Source organism: Gardnerella sp. DNF01195, assembly GCF_049244175.1.
Lineage (GTDB): Bacteria > Actinomycetota > Actinomycetes > Actinomycetales > Bifidobacteriaceae > Bifidobacterium > Bifidobacterium leopoldii.
Genome location: NZ_CP058383.1, coordinates 1064153 through 1086938 on the forward strand (window position 1 = coordinate 1064153; position 22786 = coordinate 1086938).

15 protein-coding genes and 3 tRNA genes are annotated in these 22786 nt (G+C 45.6%); 6 read left to right on the forward strand and 12 right to left on the reverse strand.

The features are described from left to right. Nucleotides 1-89 precede the first annotated feature (89 nt). A tRNA-Val gene (locus tag HXT43_RS04010) sits at nt 90-163 on the forward strand. Between the two features lie 58 nt (nt 164-221). Here HXT43_RS04010 and HXT43_RS04015 read toward each other — a convergent pair. Beyond that, the gene (locus HXT43_RS04015) at nt 222-1109 is read right to left on the reverse strand and encodes a YlbL family protein (RefSeq protein WP_174143516.1); all 888 of its coding nucleotides are present in this window, start codon (nt 1107-1109) and stop codon (nt 222-224) included. A 260-nt stretch (nt 1110-1369) separates the two neighbouring features. Between HXT43_RS04015 and HXT43_RS04020 the strand changes: the two genes are divergently transcribed. Then, nucleotides 1370-3166, forward strand: coding sequence for a zinc-dependent metalloprotease (locus HXT43_RS04020; protein WP_174143515.1), 1797 nt, complete (start codon nt 1370-1372; stop codon nt 3164-3166). Between the two features lie 145 nt (nt 3167-3311). On the opposite strand, the gene HXT43_RS04025 is transcribed toward HXT43_RS04020, so the two are convergent. Then, the gene (locus HXT43_RS04025) at nt 3312-4871 is read right to left on the reverse strand and encodes an ATP-dependent helicase (RefSeq protein WP_174143514.1); all 1560 of its coding nucleotides are present in this window, start codon (nt 4869-4871) and stop codon (nt 3312-3314) included. Nucleotides 4872-5026: 155 nt separating this feature from the next. Between HXT43_RS04025 and HXT43_RS04030 the strand changes: the two genes are divergently transcribed. Both HXT43_RS04030 and HXT43_RS04035 read left to right on the forward strand, forming a co-directional pair. After that, on the forward strand, nt 5027-6757 hold the full coding sequence (locus HXT43_RS04030) for a phosphotransferase (protein ID WP_254596682.1): 1731 nt from the start codon (nt 5027-5029) through the stop codon (nt 6755-6757). A gap of 63 nt (nt 6758-6820) precedes the next feature. Then, a complete protein-coding gene (locus HXT43_RS04035; protein WP_004105154.1) occupies nt 6821-7039 on the forward strand; it encodes a DUF3107 domain-containing protein in 219 nt (72 codons plus the stop codon). Nucleotides 7040-7085: 46 nt separating this feature from the next. Here HXT43_RS04035 and HXT43_RS04040 read toward each other — a convergent pair whose 3' ends face one another. Further along, entirely contained in the window at nt 7086-8006 is a 921-nt protein-coding gene (locus HXT43_RS04040) for a PHP domain-containing protein (RefSeq protein ID WP_174143512.1), read from the reverse strand. 112 nt (nt 8007-8118) lie between these two features. On the opposite strand from HXT43_RS04040, the gene HXT43_RS04045 reads away from it, so the two are divergent. Further along, nucleotides 8119-8769, forward strand: coding sequence for a vitamin K epoxide reductase family protein (locus tag HXT43_RS04045; protein ID WP_004105156.1), 651 nt, complete (start codon nt 8119-8121; stop codon nt 8767-8769). Between the two features lie 26 nt (nt 8770-8795). Here HXT43_RS04045 and murI read toward each other — a convergent pair whose 3' ends face one another. Together murI and ileS are read right to left on the reverse strand one after the other, a co-directional pair. Further along, complete coding sequence (gene murI / locus HXT43_RS04050; protein WP_004105157.1) at nt 8796-9569, reverse strand: glutamate racemase; 774 nt, start codon at nt 9567-9569, stop codon at nt 8796-8798. 136 nt (nt 9570-9705) lie between these two features. Continuing rightward, complete coding sequence (ileS, locus tag HXT43_RS04055; protein ID WP_174143511.1) at nt 9706-13140, reverse strand: mupirocin-resistant isoleucine--tRNA ligase; 3435 nt, start codon at nt 13138-13140, stop codon at nt 9706-9708. A 358-nt stretch (nt 13141-13498) separates the two neighbouring features. Between ileS and HXT43_RS04060 the strand changes: the two genes are divergently transcribed. Continuing rightward, nucleotides 13499-13648 (forward strand): DNA-binding protein, encoded by a 150-nt coding sequence (locus HXT43_RS04060; RefSeq protein WP_004105159.1) that lies wholly within the window; start codon nt 13499-13501, stop codon nt 13646-13648. Between the two features lie 6 nt (nt 13649-13654). Here the strand turns inward: HXT43_RS04060 and HXT43_RS04065 are convergent. From HXT43_RS04065 to HXT43_RS04095, 7 genes are all read right to left on the reverse strand, one after another. Further along, nucleotides 13655-13727, reverse strand: a tRNA-Arg gene (locus HXT43_RS04065). A gap of 281 nt (nt 13728-14008) precedes the next feature. Beyond that, complete coding sequence (locus HXT43_RS04070) at nt 14009-14341, reverse strand: exodeoxyribonuclease VII small subunit (protein ID WP_004573891.1); 333 nt, start codon at nt 14339-14341, stop codon at nt 14009-14011. A gap of 45 nt (nt 14342-14386) precedes the next feature. Then, nucleotides 14387-15865 carry an exodeoxyribonuclease VII large subunit gene (xseA, locus tag HXT43_RS04075; protein WP_421781104.1) on the reverse strand — a complete coding sequence of 493 codons (1479 nt, stop codon included), beginning with the start codon at nt 15863-15865 and terminating at the stop codon, nt 14387-14389. 120 nt (nt 15866-15985) lie between these two features. Then, a tRNA-Lys gene (locus tag HXT43_RS04080) sits at nt 15986-16059 on the reverse strand. Between the two features lie 755 nt (nt 16060-16814). Further along, entirely contained in the window at nt 16815-17900 is a 1086-nt protein-coding gene (locus tag HXT43_RS04085; protein WP_410295129.1) for a class C sortase, read from the reverse strand. Between the two features lie 90 nt (nt 17901-17990). Further along, entirely contained in the window at nt 17991-19727 is a 1737-nt protein-coding gene (locus HXT43_RS04090; protein WP_421780919.1) for a SpaH/EbpB family LPXTG-anchored major pilin, read from the reverse strand. Then, the gene (locus HXT43_RS04095) at nt 19724-22675 is read right to left on the reverse strand and encodes a hypothetical protein (protein WP_421780921.1); all 2952 of its coding nucleotides are present in this window, start codon (nt 22673-22675) and stop codon (nt 19724-19726) included. The genes HXT43_RS04090 and HXT43_RS04095 overlap by 4 nt, the downstream gene beginning before the upstream one ends. Nucleotides 22676-22786: the final 111 nt, after the last annotated feature.

Here is a 22786-nt window from a genome sequence, read left to right on the forward strand (position 1 = left end):
TATTCAGTATACTGTACGCGATTGTTACGACGCGCGCCACACGTTGCATTCGTACACACCATCATGTATGTTTTTAATTTGTTGCGAACGGGCGATTAGCTCAGCTGGCTAGAGCGCCACCTTTACACGGTGGATGTCGGGGGTTCGAGTCCCTCATCGCCCACTTTCTTTTTTATCTATTTTCTGCTTTATCTATTTTCTGCTTTATTTGGTTTGTAGTTTTATTTCACATTGCAGCTTGACAATTTATTTGCCCCATGACCAGAACCAATAGCTTTTAACGCTCTGTAAGCATCATCCAATGTTTTTACACTTACAACGCGCAAGCCTTGTGGCACATGCCCAACAACTTCATTGCAATTATCGTAAGGTGCTAAGAACCAAGTGGCCCCATCTCTTTTAGCTGCAATCATCTTTAACCGAATACCGCCAATTTCGCCAATTTTTTGCGATTTTTCAATAGTTCCAGTTCCGGCTATCGTCTTACCACCAGTTTCTTGTTCAGGAGTAAGTTTGTCAAGAATTCCTAGAGTGTACATCATTCCGGCAGACGGTCCACCAATATCTTCAATATGTAAACGAACTTTTACATCTTCTTTTTTAATTCCAAGATGCTTAGACGCGTACTGCAACGCAACATTTTGAGCAAGGCTTTGCGAATCATCCATCTCATTTGTGGATTCCTTCTCATACTCGTCAGCACTCTGCCCTACTGGCACAATAGCTTCACGAGGCAACAAAGTTTTATGAGGATCCATCCATGAAGTCAATGAATAAAATGTTGAAACTTCATATCCAGGAACACCAGAAACATTGACAGTAATCAACAATAACTTACCAGTATCATGATTCTCTTTTACTCGAGAACCAGACATATCAATCACAGGAGTATTTGATAGGGATCCTAAAACATCCTGCGTTGGACCAGGCTCTTCTACAACGTATGCGCTTGGAAGCGACAACGCAAAAATTGCAACAATTACTGTAAAGAATCCTGCAAAATATCGCAAAGAATGCGAAGTAATGTACAAAACTAAAGCATGAGGCAGCGAGCGCAAGAATCTAAAACACGTACGGAATACACTAGCACCTGTAGAAAAGCGAAACATGCTTGTATCATGACACAAGCCCTATATAGTTTTGCTTTAAAATATATTTGCACGCAAGTTATAGCGCATAAAACCATATTATCAAGTAGAATATTTGTATTAGAAAATATTTTTATTAAGAAGATGCGCTAAACTCGCATATAAAGACGTGTAAAATACGTATAAATACTTATAAAATACGTACAAATACGTGCAGATACGAAACGTATAAAAATAAAAACTGTAAATTATGCAACACGTGGCACGAGAAGGATACGCTCATGAATGACGATGCAATTCACCAATGGCTCATTGAATGCTTTGGGCCAATACAAGGAGAAGAAGCATGGAAACAACTTGATCAGCTTCCTTTTGAGCTACGCGAACAACTCTTAAATCAGAATCCAGATAAGCTTCCTAAACCAGACGAAGTTCGCGGAATGATGCAAGCTTTTAGTGCAGGCGGTCTTAATAATCCATACGAAATGGAAGCAACACTTGAAGAAGGGCCAATTAATCGCAAGTTAGCGCAATCTATTGCTCTACAGCACGCTAATGGCGATCAAGGAAATGTAAATGCAGACGTAGCAGATGCCACACGAAGATCTTTAAGCCAAGCGAACTTGTGGCTAGATATAACGTGCAATTTCAATCCTGCTCCTGGAACGCCAGAAGTATTATCTAGAGCTGATTGGGTAGAAAAAACGCTGGAAGCTTGGGTTAAATTCGCTAATCCTGTTGCAAAATCAGTAAACGAAGCACTCACTTCTGTTATTGAAGAGCGATTCCGCGATGTGGATGATGCTGAAGTAAAAGGATTATTTGCAGGAGTTGTGCCAATTCCGCTGCCTGAAGGAATGAATAATCCAGCGCAACTAATGAAACTGCTTGGAAACACTTCGTTTGCTATGCAACTAGGTCAAGCAGCTGGAGCACTTTCACACGAAGTGCACGGCAGTTTTGATCAAGGTCTTGCGCTTTTACAAAATCCTGCAGGCGGATTAATTCCATATAATTGCATTGAGTATGCAAAAGTGTGGGAATTGGATATTACAGAAGTCATGAATTATTTGGCTTTGCGAGAAGCTGCACACGCAAGATTATTTGCATCCGTGCCATGGCTTATGCCACGATTTGAAGCGCTGATTATTAAGTACGCAAACGGAATAAACATTGACTTAGAAGCTATGGAAGAACAGCTTCGCGACGTGGAAACAATGAATCCGGAAGCAATTTCAGGAGCTGTTAATTTGCAAAATATTGGCAGCAATGATTCTGAAGAGCAGCGTCAAGCTTTGCATAGTTTGGAAACTTTGCTTGCACTTGTTGAAGGTTGGGTTGATTGCGTCACATGGCAATCTGGAATGGCTCATATTGTGCACATTGAGCAGTTGCGAGAGATGATGCGTCGCGAGCGAGCTGCGGGAGGGCCTGCAGAAGTGACGTTTGAATCGTTACTTGGTTTGCATTTGCGCCCTCGCCGTATGCGTGAGGCATCGCAATTGTGGGAAAAGTTGACTCGCGAGCGCGGTATTGAAGAGCGAGATAGCTTGTGGAGTCATCCAGATTTATTGCCAACTTTGCCGGAAGCTAGCGAAGTTACGAAAGACGCTGGCGTTGGTAATGCAGGTGACGGTGCTGGTAACGAAAGTAAAGCTGGTGACGAAGTTACGAAAGAATCCGATGCGGAGGATGCAACGGAAGCTGCTGCAAAAAATGCAACAGAAACTCAGTCTAATCAAACTAATGAAGCAACTGAAAAAACTAGCGAAACTAGCGAAAGCCACGAAAGTACAGACAGTTACGAAAGTAACAAAAATACTGCTAACGCTATCGAAAATGCGCCTATCGAAAAATCGTTTGAAAAATTAACAGAAGACGATTTAGGCACAAATGATTGGGATGCCGAACTTAGCAAGCTTTTGGAAGAGGATGCGCGCCAAAAGAAGCAAAACAGCGAAACCGGTAACGAACCTGGCAACGAATCTGGTAACAAAAACAGTAACGAATCCGGCAATTCCGACGAAACCGGCAACGAAACCGGCAATTCCGACGAAACTGATGCTGACGGCGAATAAAACTCCTGCCCCAACAACAATCCAGCTAAATAATCGACCTCAACGCTCAAAACGGCATAAACTTTACATGAGCGTAAAGAAAAAGTCGGTTGCAAGCCAAAAAACGGCATAAACTGTGCACGAGCGTAAAGTTTATACCGCGAGATTAAGCCAGAAAGCGGCTAGGCACACGATTCATGCCAGTTCCACTGTCTTTTCTAGAAGCGTAAGAAAGATGCAAAGTCTTTTCTGCGCGAGTTATTGCAACGTACATAAGTCTGCGCTCTTCTTCCAAGGCACTGTCATCAGCCGTAGAGCCAAAAGGAATAAGCCCTTCAGAACAGCCAATTACGTAAACATGCGCAAACTCTAAACCTTTAACAGCATGAATAGTTGAAACAGTAACAGTTGAAATATTAGAAGATGCAAAAACGTCAGAAATACCTTGAGCACCATAGCTTTGTGCATCCTCTAAAACATTTCGCTGCCACCCCACGTCTTTTCTCACGCGATACGGAAGTTTTGCTGCTTTTAACGCTTTACAAACTACTTGCTGTTGAGCATTGGTTCTCGTTAGTATTGCGCACTCCCCAAGATGCGCAGCACCGCTTTTTACAAGTTTTGCAATTTGCTCAACCACGCCCAAAGCTTCTTCAACATCGGTGGCAAAAACTTGCTGACTAACGCGAACACCACCTTTCGTTACAGCTTTAACTTTTACGTAATCCTTTTTATGTGCAGAAGCAGCAAGCACTCTATTAGCAAGACCTACGATGCGTTCTGTGGAGCGGTAGTCAGTATTCAAACTAATATCTGCACCAAGAGGCGCAAATTCTTGCGGAAATGAAAGCAAATAGTAACTATTCGCACCTGCAAACGAGTAGATTGTTTGCGCAGGATCGCCCACTACGCAAATATCGCGGTTCTGCCCCATCCATAATCGCAACAATTCATGCTGTAAAGGAGACACATCCTGATATTCATCAACTGTGATCCATCCGATTGATTGCTTAATACGGTTTGCAGCTTCCGGAAAATTTCGTAAAATATGGCAGCAAAGTAGAAGAATATCGTTAAAATCTATGCAATTATGCGCATTTTTTTCGGTTTCGTAAGCTTCATATATATCGACAAATTGCTGCGGCTCTAAGCCTGCAGGAGGCAAACGATGCGTAGAAGCACACACACGCAAGTAATCGTCAGGCGCAATAAGCGAAACTTTCGCCCAATTAATTTCTGCCAAAATATCGCGAGTTTGCAACAAAGTCATATCCGCAAAATCTGGATAACGTTTAAGCGCAGAAGCTATGATTTGCTGAGAATCATTCATAATTGATGGAAATTGTGCTGAACAGACGTCGTTCCACACGCTGCGAATTTGTTGCAAAGCCGCAGAATGAAATGTTGAGACGCATCCAACATTACTTACACCAAGAGCCTCAATACGCGATCTCATTTCCGCAGCTGCTTTTACAGAAAAAGTAACTGCCAAAACTCTTTCAGGATCCCACTTACCAGTAGCGCAAGCATACGCAATTCTGCGCGTAATAGTGCGCGTTTTACCAGCTCCTGCACAAGCTATAATGCGCACAGGCCCTTCTAGCGCGGTAGCAGCTTCGCGTTGCGAATCATCCAACCCGTCTAAAAGCGCTTCTGGAGAAGTCACTTGCGAAGTTTTAGACGTCACTTGCGAAGTCACTTGCGAAGTTTCTGGTGAAGAATTCATAATTCTATTGTTGCAGCAATAACAACGCTTACGCAACAAGAATAAAAATATGTGTATAACTTACAAAAAATTGGCAAAATTTCGGTGCTTTGTATTACTGTGGGAGTGTGACACAACTCAGTAGATTCAAGTTGGCAGCACTGGCATCTGCAGCCATGCCCGAAGTACAGTTTGCAGGAACGCGCCAAAGTGAGCAAGTTAATGCCACTGATACCGCGGCTGGAATTTCTCACGCCGTTGTGCAAGATATTTCCGGTAAACTTTACGACGTTTTTATCAGTGCGGATAGTAAAGGTCGCAAGCGTTTGCATGACCGGGCTCGTGCAGCATGGACTCTTGAGCACAGTAAAGATTTGGCAGCTTTGGGATTCGCTTACGACACTATGCTCACGTTTATGCCAGGAAAACGCGAAGATGCCAATAATAACACTGGAAATGTTGCAAATAATGTAACCGCTGGAAATTCTACAGTTGCTGGCACCCAGCAATATGCGCAAAAGCAATCTACTCAACAGCAATCTACACGAATGTCAAGCATTATTGCCAACGACAACGATGAAGACACTGTGCTTATTTGTGAACATCTTGAAGGTAGCGCTCGCGACTTGCGTCTTCTTACTACCGACGATTGCGCAAATGTTGGAACTGCAATCGGCGCTATTCATCGCTTGCGCCCTACTTTCGTGACGCGCGGAAAATACCCTGCTTTTACTACTGGTCAAATTCGAGCACAGTTAACCGGTTGGATTAAAAGACTTCGTCAAGCCGGCCATATTCCAACCGAAATTACTGACAGTTGGTCGAAAGTATTGGAAACTGAAGGATTGTGGTCATTTGAAACTTGCCCAGTACACGGCGGTTTTATGGATGGTGACATTTTATTTACCGGCTCAACGATTACTGCTGTGACAAATTGGCAAAGAATGCAAATTAACGATCCTGCGCGCGATTTGGCTTGGATTTTTGCAAAACTTAACGAGCAGCGCCGAAACGCAGTGCTTTCTGCATACGGTAGAATTATGGGTTCTCGTTTAGATAGTTTGATTATGCTCCGCGCAAACTTGTGGCTACAAATGGAACAAGTTGGCGATTTTGTTCAAGCTTTGCAACGTGCAGATAATACCAGTATTATGCGTTTTAAGGCTCAAGTTGAGCGTTTAGCGCACGAGCTTAGTCGTATTAGCAATGCACAAACTGCTAAAACTGGTCGTGCTGCAGGAAATCCTGCCTCGACTATTACAGTTGGAACGCTTCTTGAAAATGACAATACGCAAAGTCGCCAAATTTCTAAGAATAATTCTACTGAAAACCAACTAAACACTGGAAATAGCGACGAAACTAATGAGCGAGACATTACTTCAGAAGGAAATACTGAATTAAATAACGCTCAAGACGAGACTTACGATAGCAACAAAACTATAAGCGACGATACCCATGAGCGCAAAGTTCAATATGCTGGCACACACGCAGCTAACGCTGAGGAGGCTGAAAAAGCAGCACAACTCGCTGATGACACAGCAACTCAAGTAATTACTCATGTAAAAACTCAAACAGTACACGAAACCGCAGAAACTATTGTGCAAACTGCAATGAGTAAATCTGCTGATAGCTATGCTAGTGATGAGCCTGAAAGCGTCAATAACGCTGGTAGCGCTGAGGAAGCTAAGGACACCAAGAACAACAATGATTCTGAGGTTAAGGATGAAGTTATAGCTGAGCGTGACAGTAAGGTCGATAGTGCAAACGAGACTTCTTCTGACTCAAAACTTTCTGAAGATGAAGAAAAAAATATGCAAGACTATGACGATAAACCAGAAACCGTAATCATTCCTCTTCTGGAACGTGAAGAACGAGCGATGCGCGACGCACAAGCAGACTTAGACTAAGATAAATAAAATACTAAATACTAATTAAAACGATAAATAGCGTAAAAAGCAAAAGGAGCATGTATGCGAGTTGTTTTAGGAGTAAAAAACGTTTCTGATTCCATCGATTTTGAAACCAACCAAAGCGCAGAAGAAGTGCGCAAAGTGATTAACGATTCCAAGGATATGCTTGAGTTTACGGACGTAAATGGGCGCACTATTATGGTCTCAGCTTCGTCGCTGTCTTACGCACTCATCGGCGATACGCCAAAGCATTCTGTAGGTTTCGGAGCCCTCAATTAAAATAGCGGAATTTCGCTAAAAACGGCAGAAACTCTACAGCAACATTTTAAAGCTTATAGCCGCGCAATAGTATTTCCGATACTACTTCGCGGCTTGTTGTTTCTTCGCCCAAACGATTTGGCTTACCATAGCCATGCCAATCCGAGCCGCCCGTCACAAGCAAATCGCACTTACTCGCTAAAGAAAGCAGTCTTTCACGCTGTGCTTTAGAATTTCCGCGATGATACACTTCTAAACCGTCAAGACCAGCTTTAACAAACGATATAATTTGATCGTCCGAAAGAAGCACGCGGTTACGCGTAGGATCAGCAGGATGCGCAATAACAACAACTCCCCCAGCATCTTTAACAGCCTCAATAACTTCACAAACATTTGGAGAAGGAGTTGGTATATAGTACGGGCTACACGGAGAAATAGGCCCAGCAAAAGCCTCAGAACGCGTTTTGTACACGCCAGCTTTTACTAAAGCATCAGCGATATGCGGCCGCCCGATTGTAGTTAAGTCACCGAGCTTCGCTTGAGCTAAAACGTCATCCCAAGTAATTGGAAAATCGCGTGACATACATTCAACCATATGCTTTGTGCGATCAAAACGACGCTTCCTAGTAAGCTCAAACATGCTCACAATCATGCTATTTTGCGGATTGTACTGGTATGCGAGCATGTGCACAAACACGCCTGAGTCTTGCGCAGTAATCTCCGAACCAAATAATACTGGCACATTCGAAGCTTTAGCAGCCTCTTGAAAATCATGCCATCCTGCAGTTGTGTCGTGGTCAGTAATAGCAACACCTTGCAAACCAACGATTTTAGCTTGCGTAATTAAATCTTCTGGAGTTGCAGTACCGTCTGAATAAACAGTATGACAGTGCAAATCCCAGCGTTCGCGCGCAAAATTCATCATGCTGGAGTTGCTATCGCTAGCATGATTTGATGCGTCGTGTTGGTTGTTGCTTATTGCGGTCATATAATCATCGTAAACTGTGCCATGTAACGAGAAATGAATATGCACACATAATTATTTGCTATTATTTATTATTATTCACATCATTCGCAATTAGTAACTTTTAGGAGCAGCAATGGAGCAAACTAACGCCGCTAAAGAAGACTATGAAACAACACTTAGCGGATGGAGGCACTCTGCAGTATGGACGTATGGCATTATGCTATTTTTCTCTGCGGTAGCACTCGTAACTTCGCTTATACTTTCTGCTGAAACCCTTGCTTTAGCGCGCGAACCTAATAAGCTGCTCAGCTGCGACTTCAACAGCGTAGTATCCTGCTCTAGAGTTGCGCAAACTTGGCAGGCAGAAATTGTGAAATTTGGCGAATTAAGCTTCCCAAACGCATTCTTTGGAATTGCTGCAGAAAGCGTATTCGTAACGCTCGCAGTTATTGGAATGATTCGCGTACGCGTGCCGCGATGGTTCGCAATTTGCACTTGGCTTGGCGGATTATGCGCGCTTGTTTATGCTTACTGGCTGTTTTCGCAATCTATGTTCGTAATTCACGCGTTGTGCCCGTGGTGCATTATGCTTATGTTCTCCACAACAATGCAATTTATATCGTTGACTCATGCAAGCGTAAGTTCGCAAAAGTTGCTTGTTAAGCGTTTTAGCTTGGTTGAAAGCTACTACCGTTTGCGATACGACTTGCTAATAGACGTGCTTTGGATTGCGGCATTGCTTACTTTGATTTTGTGCCAATATTCTAAAGTATTTTTTGGCTGAATAAGAGCGATTTTTAGCGCAAGATTTTAACAGCACAAGCTCTTCGCAAGTTGCTGCATGCGCAAGCTTGTATCCGAATTAGTAAGAGTTATGCTGCCTTCTTGAGAATCGCTTGCAAGCTCATTATTAAGTTCCAATATTTTGCGCAAATGATTAATAGTTCCTTCGTTGCCGTCAACAATATTCGTGCGCGCAGGCAAAAACTCGCGGAAATAATCCCTATAAAACACAAAATGAGTACAACCCAGCACAACCGAATCAATACTGTCTAAATCATACTCGTCGAAATACTTGTGAAGAGCAGCAAAAACTACATCACGATCATTAAGCTCCCCACGCTCAACAATACGCACTAAATCAGGACAAGGCTGCGAAAAAATCGTGTTATTTTGCGAAAAACGTTGCAGCAAATCCGCAAACTTGCGCTCGCGAAGAGTAAGCGGAGTTGCAGCTACGATTACGCGCTGAGACTCACCTTTGCCTAAATCGCAAGCTAATTTAAGCGCCGGCTCCATACCTATGATAGGTATATTGTAATGCGCGCGCAAATCGTTCACAGCTGCGGAAGTGGCGGTATTACAAGCAATTACGACAGCTTTTACATTTAGACGAACAAAATGCTCGACAATTGCAAAGCTTAACTTTTTAACTTCTTCAGGAGTTTTAATGCCGTATGGCGCGTTAGCAGAGTCGCCGAAATAAACAATTCGCTCATGCGGAAGAGCAGCATGCAACTGACGAGCTACGGAAATTCCCCCAAGCCCCGAATCAAAAACGCCAATTGCTGCCGACAATGCCATAAACTACCTCCTAAAAACGCTTACTATCGTAATGGCGAGCCTCAACATATATAGCGCAGCAATAACAGAAACGTGCCGACGTATTATTGAAATACACCGGCACGTTTTGTTTAGTTAGCTAGCTGTTAGTTGTGTTTTACGCGCGCTTAACAGTTACGCTAAGATCAGTTGCGCTAGAATCAGCCTCAACAACCTCGAAGCTCGTAGCCAAAGTCTCCTCCGCAATCAAATCACGGAACTGCTCAACTTTAGCAACGTCCGGAGCTGGCACGCTCAAAGTCAAAGCGATTCGGTCACTAATATCCAAACCGTTCTCCTTGCGCGCATCTTGAACAGCGCGAATAGCATCGCGAGCATAACCTTCAGCAAGCAAATCGCTAGTCAAAGCAGTGTCAAGCATAACGAAACCGCCAGTTGGCATTGCAGCAGAAGCCGTATTTTGAGCCGCTTGAGCATCCGAAGACTCAACGCGATTTACAAGCTCATACTCGCCCTCAACAAGCGCAACTTCGCCGTTTGGAGTCTGAACAACAGGAGCGCCAGAGCCGTCAACATGCCAATCACCACTCTTAGAAGACTTAATAGCAAACTGCACTTGCTTACCCAAACGAGGACCAGCCGCGCGCGCGTTCACCTTAAGCTCGTGAACAATCTTCAAACCGTGTTCACTTGCATCCTGCAAAGTGCAGAATGTAACATTCTTCACGTTAAGCTCACGCTCAAGAACCTGCTCGTAAGGCTCTACAGCAGCAGTATTTTCTGCAACAACAGTCAAGTTTGCTAACGGCTGGCGCACACGCAACTGTTCCGCCTTACGCAACGAAAGCGCAGAAGACACAACCTCGCGAACCTTATCCATAGCAGCAACCAAAGCATCGTCGTGCGCAAGAACAGCGCCAAGCTCAGTGACTTCGCCAGCCTTAGGATTTGGCTCACCATCCGAAAGAGTCTCAGGCTCAACCAAATAAGGCCAATCAGCCAAATGCACGGATTCGCCACCGGTAAGACCGCGCCACACAGCCTCAGCTTCCATAGGAGCAAGAGGAGCAATCGTACGCATGAACACTTCCAACACAGTGTAAAGCGTGTTGAAAGCAGTCTCGTCTTCATTCCAGAAGCGGTCACGGCTGCCGCGGATATACCAATTCGTAAGCACGTCAATAAAATCGCCAACTGCCGCGCAAGCATCGCTAATCGCAAACTCATTCAAGCACTTTTCTACGCGTTCAACAAGCAAACGCGTGCGAGCAAGCAAGTAGCGATCCATATTGCAAAGTCCTGCAACCTCGTCCGCGCGAAGGCGACGAGCATCGTAGCCCTTACCACCGTTTGCAGCGTTCGCATACAGCGTGAAGAAGTAATACGAGCTCCAAACTGGAAGCATAACCTGACGAACAGTATCCCTAATGCCGTCTGCAGTCACAATCAAATTGCCACCGCGCAAAATTGGCGAAGACATGAGGAACCAGCGCATTGCGTCAGAACCGTATTCGTTGAAAACGCCGTTAACATCCGGGTAATTACGCAAATGCTTACTCATCTTCTGGCCGTCGGAACCAAGCACAATGCCGTGGCAAATCACGTTCTTATAAGCCGGGCGGTCGAATAGAGCCGTAGCCATAATGTGAAGTGTGTAGAACCAACCGCGAGTCTGACCAATGTATTCAACGATGTAATCGCATGGGAAGTGCTCTTCGAAGAATTCCTTATTTTCAAACGGATAATGGAATTGCGCGAAAGGCATGGAACCGGACTCAAACCAGCAGTCGAGAACGTCCGTAATACGGTGCATTTGCGACTTTCCGGTAGGATCATCTGGATTTGGACGAGTAAGGCGATCGATATACGGGCGGTGCATATTCACATTGCCGTCGTCGTCGCGCGGATAGTCGCCAAAATCAGCCTTAAGTTCTTCCAAAGAGCCGTACACGTCTACGCGAGGATACTTTGGATCGTCACTCACCCACACTGGAATTGGCGAGCCCCAGAAGCGGTTACGGCTAATCGACCAGTCGCGAGCGTTAGAAAGCCACTTACCAAACTGGCCGTCCTTAACGTTTCCAGGAATCCAATTAATCTCCTGATTAAGCTCAAGCAAGCGCTTCTTAATCTTCGTAACAGACACAAACCAGCTAGAAACAGGCTTATAAATAAGCGGAGTTGCGCAACGCCAGCAATGAGGATAGCTGTGCACGTAGCTTTTTTCTTGGAATAGCAACGCGCGCTGATCTTCCGGCATTTGAGCAAGCGGGCCGTCTCCTGCACGCAAGTTACGCAAAATTGGCAAGTTCGCGTCGAAAACGTACAAGCCTTCGTAATCTGGGCAGTCGCTTGTAAACTTGCAGCCTGCGTCGAGCACGTCAACGCTGCGAATTTCGTGCGCGTTAAGCGTGTTCATATCGTCCTCGCCGTAAGGAGCCTGGTGAACAAGGCCAGTACCTTCAGCGGTGTCAACATAATCTGCAGTGAAAATCGTAAAAGCGTTAGGACCAGGAGTGCCACCCTCTGCGAGTGCAGATTCGCTTGCAAAGTATGGGAATACTGGGTAGTAGCGCCAACCAGCCATCTGCGCGCCCTTAAGTTCGCGCACAACTTCGTAATTTTCGCCAAGTTCCTTAGTGTAGGAGCCAAGCAAAGGCTTACCGATGTAGAACTTTTTGCCTGCGAACTTGCCTTCAGTTGGGCGAACTTCCACGTAGTCGATGTCTGCGCCAACTACGATTGCGAAGTTGGTTGGCACAGTCCAAGGAGTAGTAGTCCAGAAGACTGCGTAAGCGTCGGCTTCGTCGCGAAGCTTAACAGCGACGGAAACAGTGGTGTCCTGACGATTCTGGTAAACGTCCGCATCCATGCGAAGCTCGTGCGCTGAAAGTGGAGTTTGGTCCTTCGGGCAGTACGGAAGCACGCGGTAACCCTTGTAAGCCAAGCCCTTATCATAAAGCTGCTTAAATGCCCACATTACGGATTCCATGTATGGAATGTTCAGCGTCTTGTAGCCGCGCTCGAAATCAACCCAGCGAGCCTGACGATGCACGTAGTTTTGCCACTCATTCGTATACTTCAAAACGCTGGCACGGCAAGCATCGTTGAACTTTGCGATGCCCATTTTTTCGATTTGCTCAACTGACTCGATGCCGAGTTCCTTCTGCGCTTCCAACTCTGCAGGAAGACCGTGAGTGTCCCAACCAAAAACGCGGTTTACTTTGCGACCGCGCATAGTCTGATAGCGCGGAACGACGTCTTTTGCGTAGCCTGTGAGCAAGTGGCCGTAGTGAGGAAGACCGTTTGCGAATGGAGGGCCGTCGAAAAACACGAACTCGTTCTGGCTACCCTTGCCGGACGGGCGATATTCGATTGACTTGCGGAAAGTGTTGTTTGCATCCCAGTATTGGAGAACTGACTCTTCAAGCTTTGGGAAAGAAGGATTTGGTGCAACTTGCGCGCCGGCGTTTTCTTGCGTTGATGCAGAAACACTTACCTTTGGATATACGTGATTTGCGGACGTATTTGCGGACGTATTTTCGGACGTATTTTCGGACGCGTTTGCTGCTGGATTAGTGGATTCGCTCACTGTGCTCTCCTCGCTCAACAGGGTGAATATTTCCCTGCGAGGACGACAGTTACTGCCGCGGTACCACCTCGCTTGCTATAAGATGATTACGTAACGCAAGTGCGCAAGTGCGCAACGCGAATATGCGACGCAGATACGCGACGCAATCGAACTATTCTTATAGCCTCTCGTGTTTGGCTGTACGGGCCAACCCCGTCGGTTCTAATAAGCGAGAATCTTACAAACACTCGCCGTTCTTCCGAAAACTCCCCGCCGATAACGGATCATCGCTTAAGTTAGAAATAATCTAACACTATCCCCTAACATTGGCAACTTTGCTAATATAAATTGACAGGACAATTACACGAGGAACAATAAGATGGACAAGGTTAGTTTTTCAACGTTTGACGCAAGTAAATACTTAGACACACAGGAAGCAATTGATGAATATCTTGCTATTGCACTAGAAGATGGAGATACTAAAACAGTCCAACTTGTTCTAAGAGATATAGCAAAAGCAAACAAGTAATAAAAGTGCCCCGGATCAGAATCGAACTGACGACACCCACTTTAGGAGAGTGGTGCTCTATCCACTGAGCTACCGAGGCAACAAATGGCAATTATACACCATGGCGTGATTCGCGCACAATTATGCGAGCAACAATTTAGGCTAGGCGACTGATCGGAACGGCAGAAACTTTACAGGCGCGTAAAGAAAAAGTCGTTTGCGCGCGAAAAAACGGCAGAAACTGTGCAGCGACGTAAAGTTTCGGTCGGATTAAGGCAATAAAACGGCAGAAACTGTGCAACCATGTAAAGTTTCGGTCGGATTAAGGCGACAAAACGGCAAAAACTTTACAGGCGCGTAAAGAAAAAGTCGGTTACGCGCTCAAGATTCAAGATTCGATTGCGTACCAGCTGTAGCCGCCGTTGCCGACTGCTCCGCTTGTGCCGCGTCCAACTTAGCGCGAACAGTGGCAAGCAAACCCTGCGCGCGCTTTGCCAACGCCTCGCCAATCTCCCACTGACGCATGGACTGGTCAAGCGTCAAACCGCCAGCTTCCAACGCTTGAACCGCCTGAACCAGCTTTTCGCGAGCTTCTTCGTACGGCATCGCCTCAATCGCAGCGCGCTCTTCTTTCGTAAGAGTGCTTGCAAATTCTGCACTTTCGTTACTTTCTGCCGCTACTTCTTCCGCTTTTTTCGTTACTTTCTCGCTCATATCTAACCTTTCGTTATATCTAAAATATTTAAAATATCTAAAAAATTACTTACTTGACTTTACGTCAGCTGACTTTCCGGCAGCCGACTTTACGGCAGCAGACTTTGTTTCAGACTTCTGCATACCAGCTGACTTTCCGGCAGCTACTTTTGTTCCAGCTACCTTAGTACCAGTCACCTTGCCAAGTACCACGCCACTTTTAAGCGTAACTGTCATATCGTCGCCAACTTTCACTAAATCCGCGTCGTCAAGCACTCGCCCACCGCTGAGCTGCACAACAGCGTACCCGCGATTCAAAGTCGATTGCGGACTTAACGCAGTCAAGCTCGCGTGAGCCTTCTCAACAGTCAAGCTCGCATCGTCAAGAAGTCGCACCAAACCGTGACGCATTCGCTCAACAGCCTGCTCAACCAAGCGCTCGTGCGGTTCAAGCATAGTGCTCGGGCGCGTAAGGCTCGGGCGATTCGCATAACCTTCAACGAGGCGAAGCTCATTGTCAACGCGCGCAGAAATTCGCATGCGCATAGTTTGCAACGCGTTATCAATAAGCTGCCACTGCTCGCGCACGTCCGGAACAACGCGTTTTGCAGCATCCGTAGGAGTCGAAGCGCGCATGTCTGCAGCCAAATCAATCAGCGTCCAATCGTCCTCGTGGCCGATTGCAGACACAATCGGCGTCACGCACGCAGCAGTAGCCCGAACCACGCCTTCATCCGAAAAACCAATCAAATCCTCAAAGCTACCGCCGCCGCGGGCAACGATAATAACATCAACCTCTGGGTCTGCATCGAGCTGCTTGATTGCGGCAATAATATCCGCCGGGCACTGCACGCCCTGCACGTGCGCGTGAACAACTTTAAAACGCGTAACAGGCCAGCGCAAATTCACGTTAGTAATAACATCGCCCTCTGCGCGAGCTTGAGGAGCACACACGAGACCGATGCACTTAGGAAATTCCGGCAGCGACACCTTATTCTCCGCGTCAAACAGGCCTTCGCCTTTAAGCTTTTTTCGCAACTCGTCAATTTGCGCTTTTAAGTCGCCTGCACCGACGCGGCGGATTTCGTCTGCAACGAAGCTCAAACGCGTGGCTTTCACCCAAATATCCGCCTTTCCGTGAACGACTACGCGGTCGCCCTGGCGAAGTTCGCGCGCCTGCTGCACGAAATTGCTGAAGCCCATTACTGAAATCGACACTTCTTCGTTGCTGTCGCGAAGGGTGATGTAGCCGGAAGATGCGCGGCGCATGTTAATTTCGACGATTTGACCCTCAATCCACGCTGCTGGCCACCGTTCTACTGCACTGTGGAACTTTTGGCTTAAGATTGCAACAGGCCACGGGTTTTCGGCAGTCGTGTCGGCAGCTTTTAAAGGGAGCTGGCGCGGCTGAGCTTGCTGCGGAGTAAGCGGTTGCGGCTGCGACTGAACTTGTTGCGACTGCGACTGTGCTAAATTTAGCAGCAGTTGTTGCGACGGTTGCGGCTGTTCAAGATGGGCATCATCCTGGAATAATTGCGGCATCATATTTGACGAGGTCATGTTTCCAGCTTGACTGCAAAGAAGGACAAACGCGCGCTGCTGCATATGCGTGACGGAGGGATTAGATACGAAAAAACCCAAGCGGTGAAGCTTGGGTTTTGCTTGTGCCCCCTCAGGGATTCGAACCCTGGACACGCTGATTAAGAGTCAGCTGCTCTAACCAACTGAGCTAAAGGGGCGTTGGTTATCTTGGCTCGTTTCGCGAACCGAGTAACTACTATACTCAGAATGAGAGCGTACGCAAGCCGGCGTGTCGCATTAGAGTATCGAGAAGCAGCACAGTGCGCTTCTCGATACACTAATGCGGTAGCGCTTGCATAATGCGTAAAGCCCAGTGGGCTTTACGCGCAAGCGCGCACACGATTGTGCTTTCTTTATTATCTTAAGAAAGCACAATCTGACGAGTAAAGAAGCTTTGCATCAATGCTCTGCAGACGTTGAGTATTTATTGCTTAAAGAACACTAGCGTCCGTGCTGTTGCACACACTACACCAGGCACTCCTACCGTACCACAAAACACTAGCGGTTTTACTAGTAGTGAGGGTGGGTGTTGCTTGGTCGGAACAAATATTCGTGCGGTGAGATTTGAGATTTTTCGCACTGAGCGCGGCGAACGTCAGAGCCGCAGGCTGCTGATTCGCCAAGCGAAGAAGAAAAATCGAAAAATCTCTGCGATGAGCACGGTTATTAACGATTAAACACGCAGAGTTTGGGGGATTTCTTTACGAGCAATAAAAGAGGACTGAGGAAGCAACATTCTTTAAAGAAAGGCGAACACAATAATCGTCTTTAACAGCCAGAGCGACGAAGGACGGGAACTTGCGAGGAGAGAAATCCCCAAAAACTCGCTCCACAGCAAAAGAAATTCACGACAATCACAGCCACACAAGAAACCCGCCAGCCAAAAACCACGCAAGCGCGCGACGATATTCGCTCAGGCAGGTCGTTTGCGCAACTTACGCAGCATTTTGCGCGAAACCGCCAGCAAATGCCTGCCTTGCACACTACTCACACCATTCTTCTTTTGCAACGACGCAACCAGCATCATCGCCATCAACACCGCAGACATCACCATCGATATCACAAACAGCGTCATCCACAGCGGCCACTGCATATGGTCGCCCGGCACGTTGGCAGGATCCGGCAGCACACGATACCCCGTCACGAGCAGCCTGTGCGTGTTAATTCCGTACGGCGTACACGTAATCAGCGTCGCCAAGTCGCGCCCCTTCTCGCGCCGCAGCAAGCGAATATCGTTCGGCTCCACCACATTTATGCGAAACACTTTGTACCGAAGAGTTTTGCCTTGCACATCAAAATAGAAGTAGTCACCTTTTTTCAGCGTGTTTAAATCGTCAAACATCGTGGCATCCGGCATACCCGTATGCGCCGTCACAACCGTGTGCCTGCTTTTGCCGCCCACCGGCAAATCCGTGCCATACAAATGCCCCGCGCCCATTGCGAGAGTATCTTGAGTGGTTCCGTGATAAATTGGCAGTCTCACGCCGATTTTTGGTATTTTCACGATGCCCATAATCCCCATCGGCTCGCTAAGCACTTTTTCGTACTCTTTATACTCGGGAGTGTCCATGTAATCGTTATTGCCGTTATACGGGTCCGCGCTAATAATTGCTTTGTGGCGAGCGTTGTATTCACGCGCTTTTCGCAAAATTTCCGCGCGATTTTCTTTAGGCTTTTCCTTATTTAATTTGTCGTACTCGATTGAGAGTTCCTTGGCAGCATGATTGTTGACCAAAGTAGAAACCACAGGATAGCTGAAACACAAAATGCCAATAGCAACAAGCGCAATCGGCTCAGCCAGCTTGCGAAGTGGGGACATTGGTTTTAGGGAAGACTGCTCTTGCGATGATGGAGATTGCGCAGATTCAGTATTTTCGGAAGATGCAGTGATTTCAGAGCTTGCGGAATCATGCGCACTTTTGGAGGACTTATTAGCGCGCATACGAGTCAGCCGCTTAAATAGCGCGCGAGCAGACTCTGCAAAATCAGCTAGCTTCATGATTCCTCCACTAATAAAAGGAGCCGGGAAAGCGTTAGTTAACGCGCGCCCGACTCCCCATTTTCGTTAATGCTTAAAGAAAGGGATTAACTAAGCGCGGAGCTTAGCCTGCTCCTCTTCCTTCTTGCGACGACGCATGTACACAAAGAATCCAGCGCCAACGAAGCACATGCCAATAACTGCGAAGATGATTACGCCAGCAGCACCAGTCTTTGGAAGGTTGAACCAGAAGCCTTTATCCTTGGTAGGAAGATTCTGGAATGTATATGTTACATCACCGTCAGTTGCGCTAGTTGTAACAACATCAGGATTGCGAATATATCCAGCTGGAGCAGCAGTTTCCACGATGTAGAAATCTTCATCACGCTTTACAGAATATTCTTCAGTCAAACCAGTATCTTTTGCTGATGTTTTTTCTCCAAAAGCTGAGCGCGGACTACTAGCACCACACTTAGACTCTACATCAGTATTTGTTTTAACTGCTGTAGCGCAAGCTTGTGCATCGGCTTTATTAGCAAATATCACAAACTTTCCACCCTCAAGAGCACTTTGATCTGTAGAAGAAACCTTCTTAATCTTGAACTTTGAGAACTTCACTTCCTTGTACTTTTTACCTTCAACAACGTCTGGGGTCTTACCCTCGTGCGAAGGAATTAAGCCACCCTTGTTAATAACGGTGTTGTTGCCAAGAGTCGTTGAATCAGCAAGAGTGAACTCTAAAGTAACAAACACCTTTACTACATTGCCAGCATTGTTGTTTGCAGCTGTAGCAAGCGCATCCCTACCGGTTTTAGTGAATGAGATAATAATCTTATCGCGAGCAACGTCAGTGGTTGTAGCAGCAATTTGATCTTTAGCTTTAGTAACCGTGTAGTCAGTATTAGCAGTAAGCGTCGTATCACTCTTTACAGGTGCTTCGCCGATTCCAAGTTGTACCTTTGTAACTACGCTAGTAATGTCAGTAGGATAAACAAAAGCCTTATCAGGAGCGAGATCGACTACAGAATAACCGTTAAAATCGTCAGCTTTAAGGTCAGCAGTAGTTTGTCCAGCCTCAGCCTTCTCCTTCATCTTGTCAAACTCAGCGCTAATGGTGTAGGAAATCTTATCGCCAGCACCAACAGTCTTGGAAAGATCTGCAGTCTTCTTAACGCTATTGCTCAAATCCTTGTTCTTTGGATCCGCGTATGGAGCATAGTTGTAGACTACGTTGCCATCCTTATCCTTTTCAATTCTTGGGATTGTCATATAGAATGGCTTGGATTCGGCAGCGGAGAAGCCCTTTGGAACTGTCGTTTCTTGAACTTGGTACAGACCGATTCCAAGATCGAACTTCGCAACACCCTTTTTTGTGCCTTGATCAGTACCAGAAGTATTCTTCTTAGTACCATTACCGTTTTCAGTGGTTATTCCAGTAGCAGTGCCTTTATTAAGACCATCAATCTTACTGGCGACCTTAACCCAATCTGCGTACTTGGTTAAATCGATATCCTTACCGTCGATTTGCGTCACCTTTTTTACAGTGAATTCAGCACCAGGAACAGGAGTTGACTTCTTCTGCTTGCCGCTCTTATCAAGCTCGTCCTGCCACTTGAAAATAGTGAGGGAATAAGTCTTTGCCTTATCGGTATCATTAAGCGCCCATGGCGCATCTCCCTTTTGCACAGCTTGGGATGGTTTATCACCGGTATTATCATCTGCAGTATTTACAGCAGGCTTGCTAGCCCACGCAACGCTGGACACTGTCACAGCCCCCGCCGCGCACAGCGTCCCAGCCATTGCGAGCGAGGCGAATGCGGCGACGCATCGTTTTGTGAAATTATTCATTTCTTCTCCTTTATTTCAGTGCCCTTGCGAGCAGATACTTCAGTGCCCTTTTGAACAGCTATTTCACTGACCTTTTGAGCAGAATTTTGGTATACAAAATTTTTCATAAATGCGCGCCCCCACTGTGTTTGGTCGAGAGCAAACGCAAGAACCATAAGACTTGTGAAAATCGTTGTAGCAACGCTAAGAATCATGTTCCAGCCGGCGAATCCCGTCTTTGGCAGTTTAAAAGGCTCAACAACGTGAATTTTGACCGCGGTCATCGTCCAGTCCTTGCCTTTTTCGAGACCAGCGACGCCGTTAAGAAGAGTATCGCCATTTTGTACGGAAGTTGCGCTACCCACTTTATTTGTATAAGCAGCAAGCGCATTCGGCTTCAACGCATACACAACGCATTGATAATCGCCCGTTTCTTTAGGCGCACCGCCAATAATCGAATCCGTGCGTTCGACTGCATAGAATGGATTTTCTTCATCCCAATCGCTAGCTTCAACGTCTCGTCTAAATAGGGTACGACTTGCATCACACGAAGCTGAATTATTCTTGCACTTTTCAAGTTCAGCAACAGTTTTAATATGATCCCAATTATGAATTTGATTCTCCGTAGGAGCAGTCAAGCCATTAACGCTACTAGACCAAACACCCACACCACTAGAGCTATTAGCGTTAACAGAGCCGTCTTTGCTAGCTTTGCTATCTTTGCTAACCTTAGTGCACAAAACTTTCAGCGAAATTTTCTTACCCACTTCACGCAATGACCACGCATCAATATACGGATTCAAAAATCGCATTCCGCGCATCATTGTGATGCCCTGGTCTGGATCTACATCACCATAATCGTCGTTTTGCGAGTCAGACTCACCATCAGCAGAAGCTTTTTCGGTCGTCACACGTAACTTTAAATCATCATTATTAATCCGTGGAGAATTATTGACCGAGACTTTCAAATAGATAGGCTTACCTTCGTTACTAGAATCTTCATCCTCTGAAGAGGAGCCATCAGGATAATGCGCAACCACTGGCACATTGTAATGCCCTGTTTTAATCCAAGTGCTCATTCTTACAGTAATTTTTCCGTACACTGCACCGGAAGCATCACTACTATCTTCTCCGACTTCACTCCCAGCTTTGGTAGGTTTGTTACTTTGATCAATGTTATCTTCATCAATAAATGAGGCCCAATCAGGAACTGGATGCTCAGAATCATTTTTATATGGCTTTATTTCAAACCAAGTTCCGTCAGGAAGATTACGAGTTCTAGCTAACTTCTTACTGCAATTTTCGCCAACTCCGCACTGGTTAAGCGGCACAATAGAAGTCGCATATTGACCTGGAAGAGTATTAATTCCATCACCATAATTAGGCTGATAATAGTAAGACATTTTGCGAACAGTAATGTTCAAAGTCTTAGCTTCCCAAGTAATGCCTTTACTTGACTTAAACAAATTTTCTGACTTTAGCGCAGAATCAATTTCATCAATCTTATTGTGTTTTTCTGCAGCTATTTGATCAAACTTCTTTACTAAAGCATCATCTTGCTTGTCTTGCGCGCCGTCATCTTTAACAGAATTTCTTAAAGCATAAACTTTGCACACAAAATCACCGGTTTTCTTTACAGTTCCCTTAAACTGTCCTACTGTACGCTCATTTACTCGCTTAGGTTCAAAATTCGGATGTGTTTTAACATACTCGTTGTACACGTAATCGTCATAAAGTAAATCATCCATCTTGCAGCCATTAGCAGGATCATCAAAGCACTTCTTTTGCTGATCGTAACTGGCATGCTTCCAAACTGTTACGTTAGTATCTTGTTTTAATTCAAGCCCGTTAATTCCACCAGACTCGTATTTTCCATCAACAGGATTTCCATTCTTATCTTTCTTATAGCAAATCACACGCTGATTAATATTGCCTATGCCAAAATGCGCAGAAGCATCAAAAGTGGTTTTCTTAACCTCTTGACCAGCCAATAACACTAAATCTGAGTTATCAGATTGTCCATATTTCAAATCTTCTTTGTCTTTGCTAATTATTGAAAGTTGTAAATCACTATCGTGAGGATCAAATCGCGTAACAACTACATTTGCATAAACAGGCGAAGGCTTACCACCTTTGCTATTTCCAGCATTTGCATCATCGGAAGTAGATTTTCCATCTGGATAGTGCACAATTACATGCACTTTGTAACGACCTGCTTTAGTCCACCTATTTGGACGGAAAGTTATAACGCCATAACTTTTTGAATTATCGGATGGAATAGCTTTCGTTTCCTTGCACTGTTTATTATTGGCTGACGCATCATTGGCTACAGCGCATTGCTCGCCTTCAAAATTAGCCCACTCGTACGCGTCTTCTTTATCATTTGCATCTGGCTTAATTTCAAACCGCGTACCAACAGGAAGATATCCACGCTTAATTTTCCTATTGCCGTGAATTGGCTTACTCCTAGGAGCGCCCGACTTATTGTTTGCACTTGTAGAAAGATTTCCAGCAACAATATTCAGAGTACGTAAATACTCAGGATTATAGAATTGCGCTCCGTTTTCGGTAGTGTTGGTAGAACTTCTGTCACCGTTCGAACCAGTTTGCGCGGCTTCAGCAGCGTTTTTAGCTTTTTTATTTTTACTGTTTTGATCAGCTTCTTTATCTTTATTGGAAACTTCGTTCTTAGGATTTGTATTAGCCGTTGCGGAAGTATGTTGTTCAAGATTACTAACAGGTTGCTGCTCAGCTTTTTTATCAGACTTATGTTCGTCTTTATTCTTAAGCTCTTGATTACCCTTAATCTCAGCACGCTCTGAGGTCTTAGGCGTTGTTTCTTCGGTTGAAGCACTCGACGGAGTGATAGGCACAATCGCGAGAGTTGCTAGAGTCAGCACGCAGGACGTGAAACCGCAAATTACGCGCATAATCTTAGAAAGACTGTTACGACGACGCTGCGGAAACATCTCTAATCACCTTCGTTAAGTTCAAACTCTCAAAATTTGTGTAGTCATCATTACAAAATCAGAAACTACACAGCACTGCAAAACCTCTCTTAATTGCAGCCACAGTTCTTG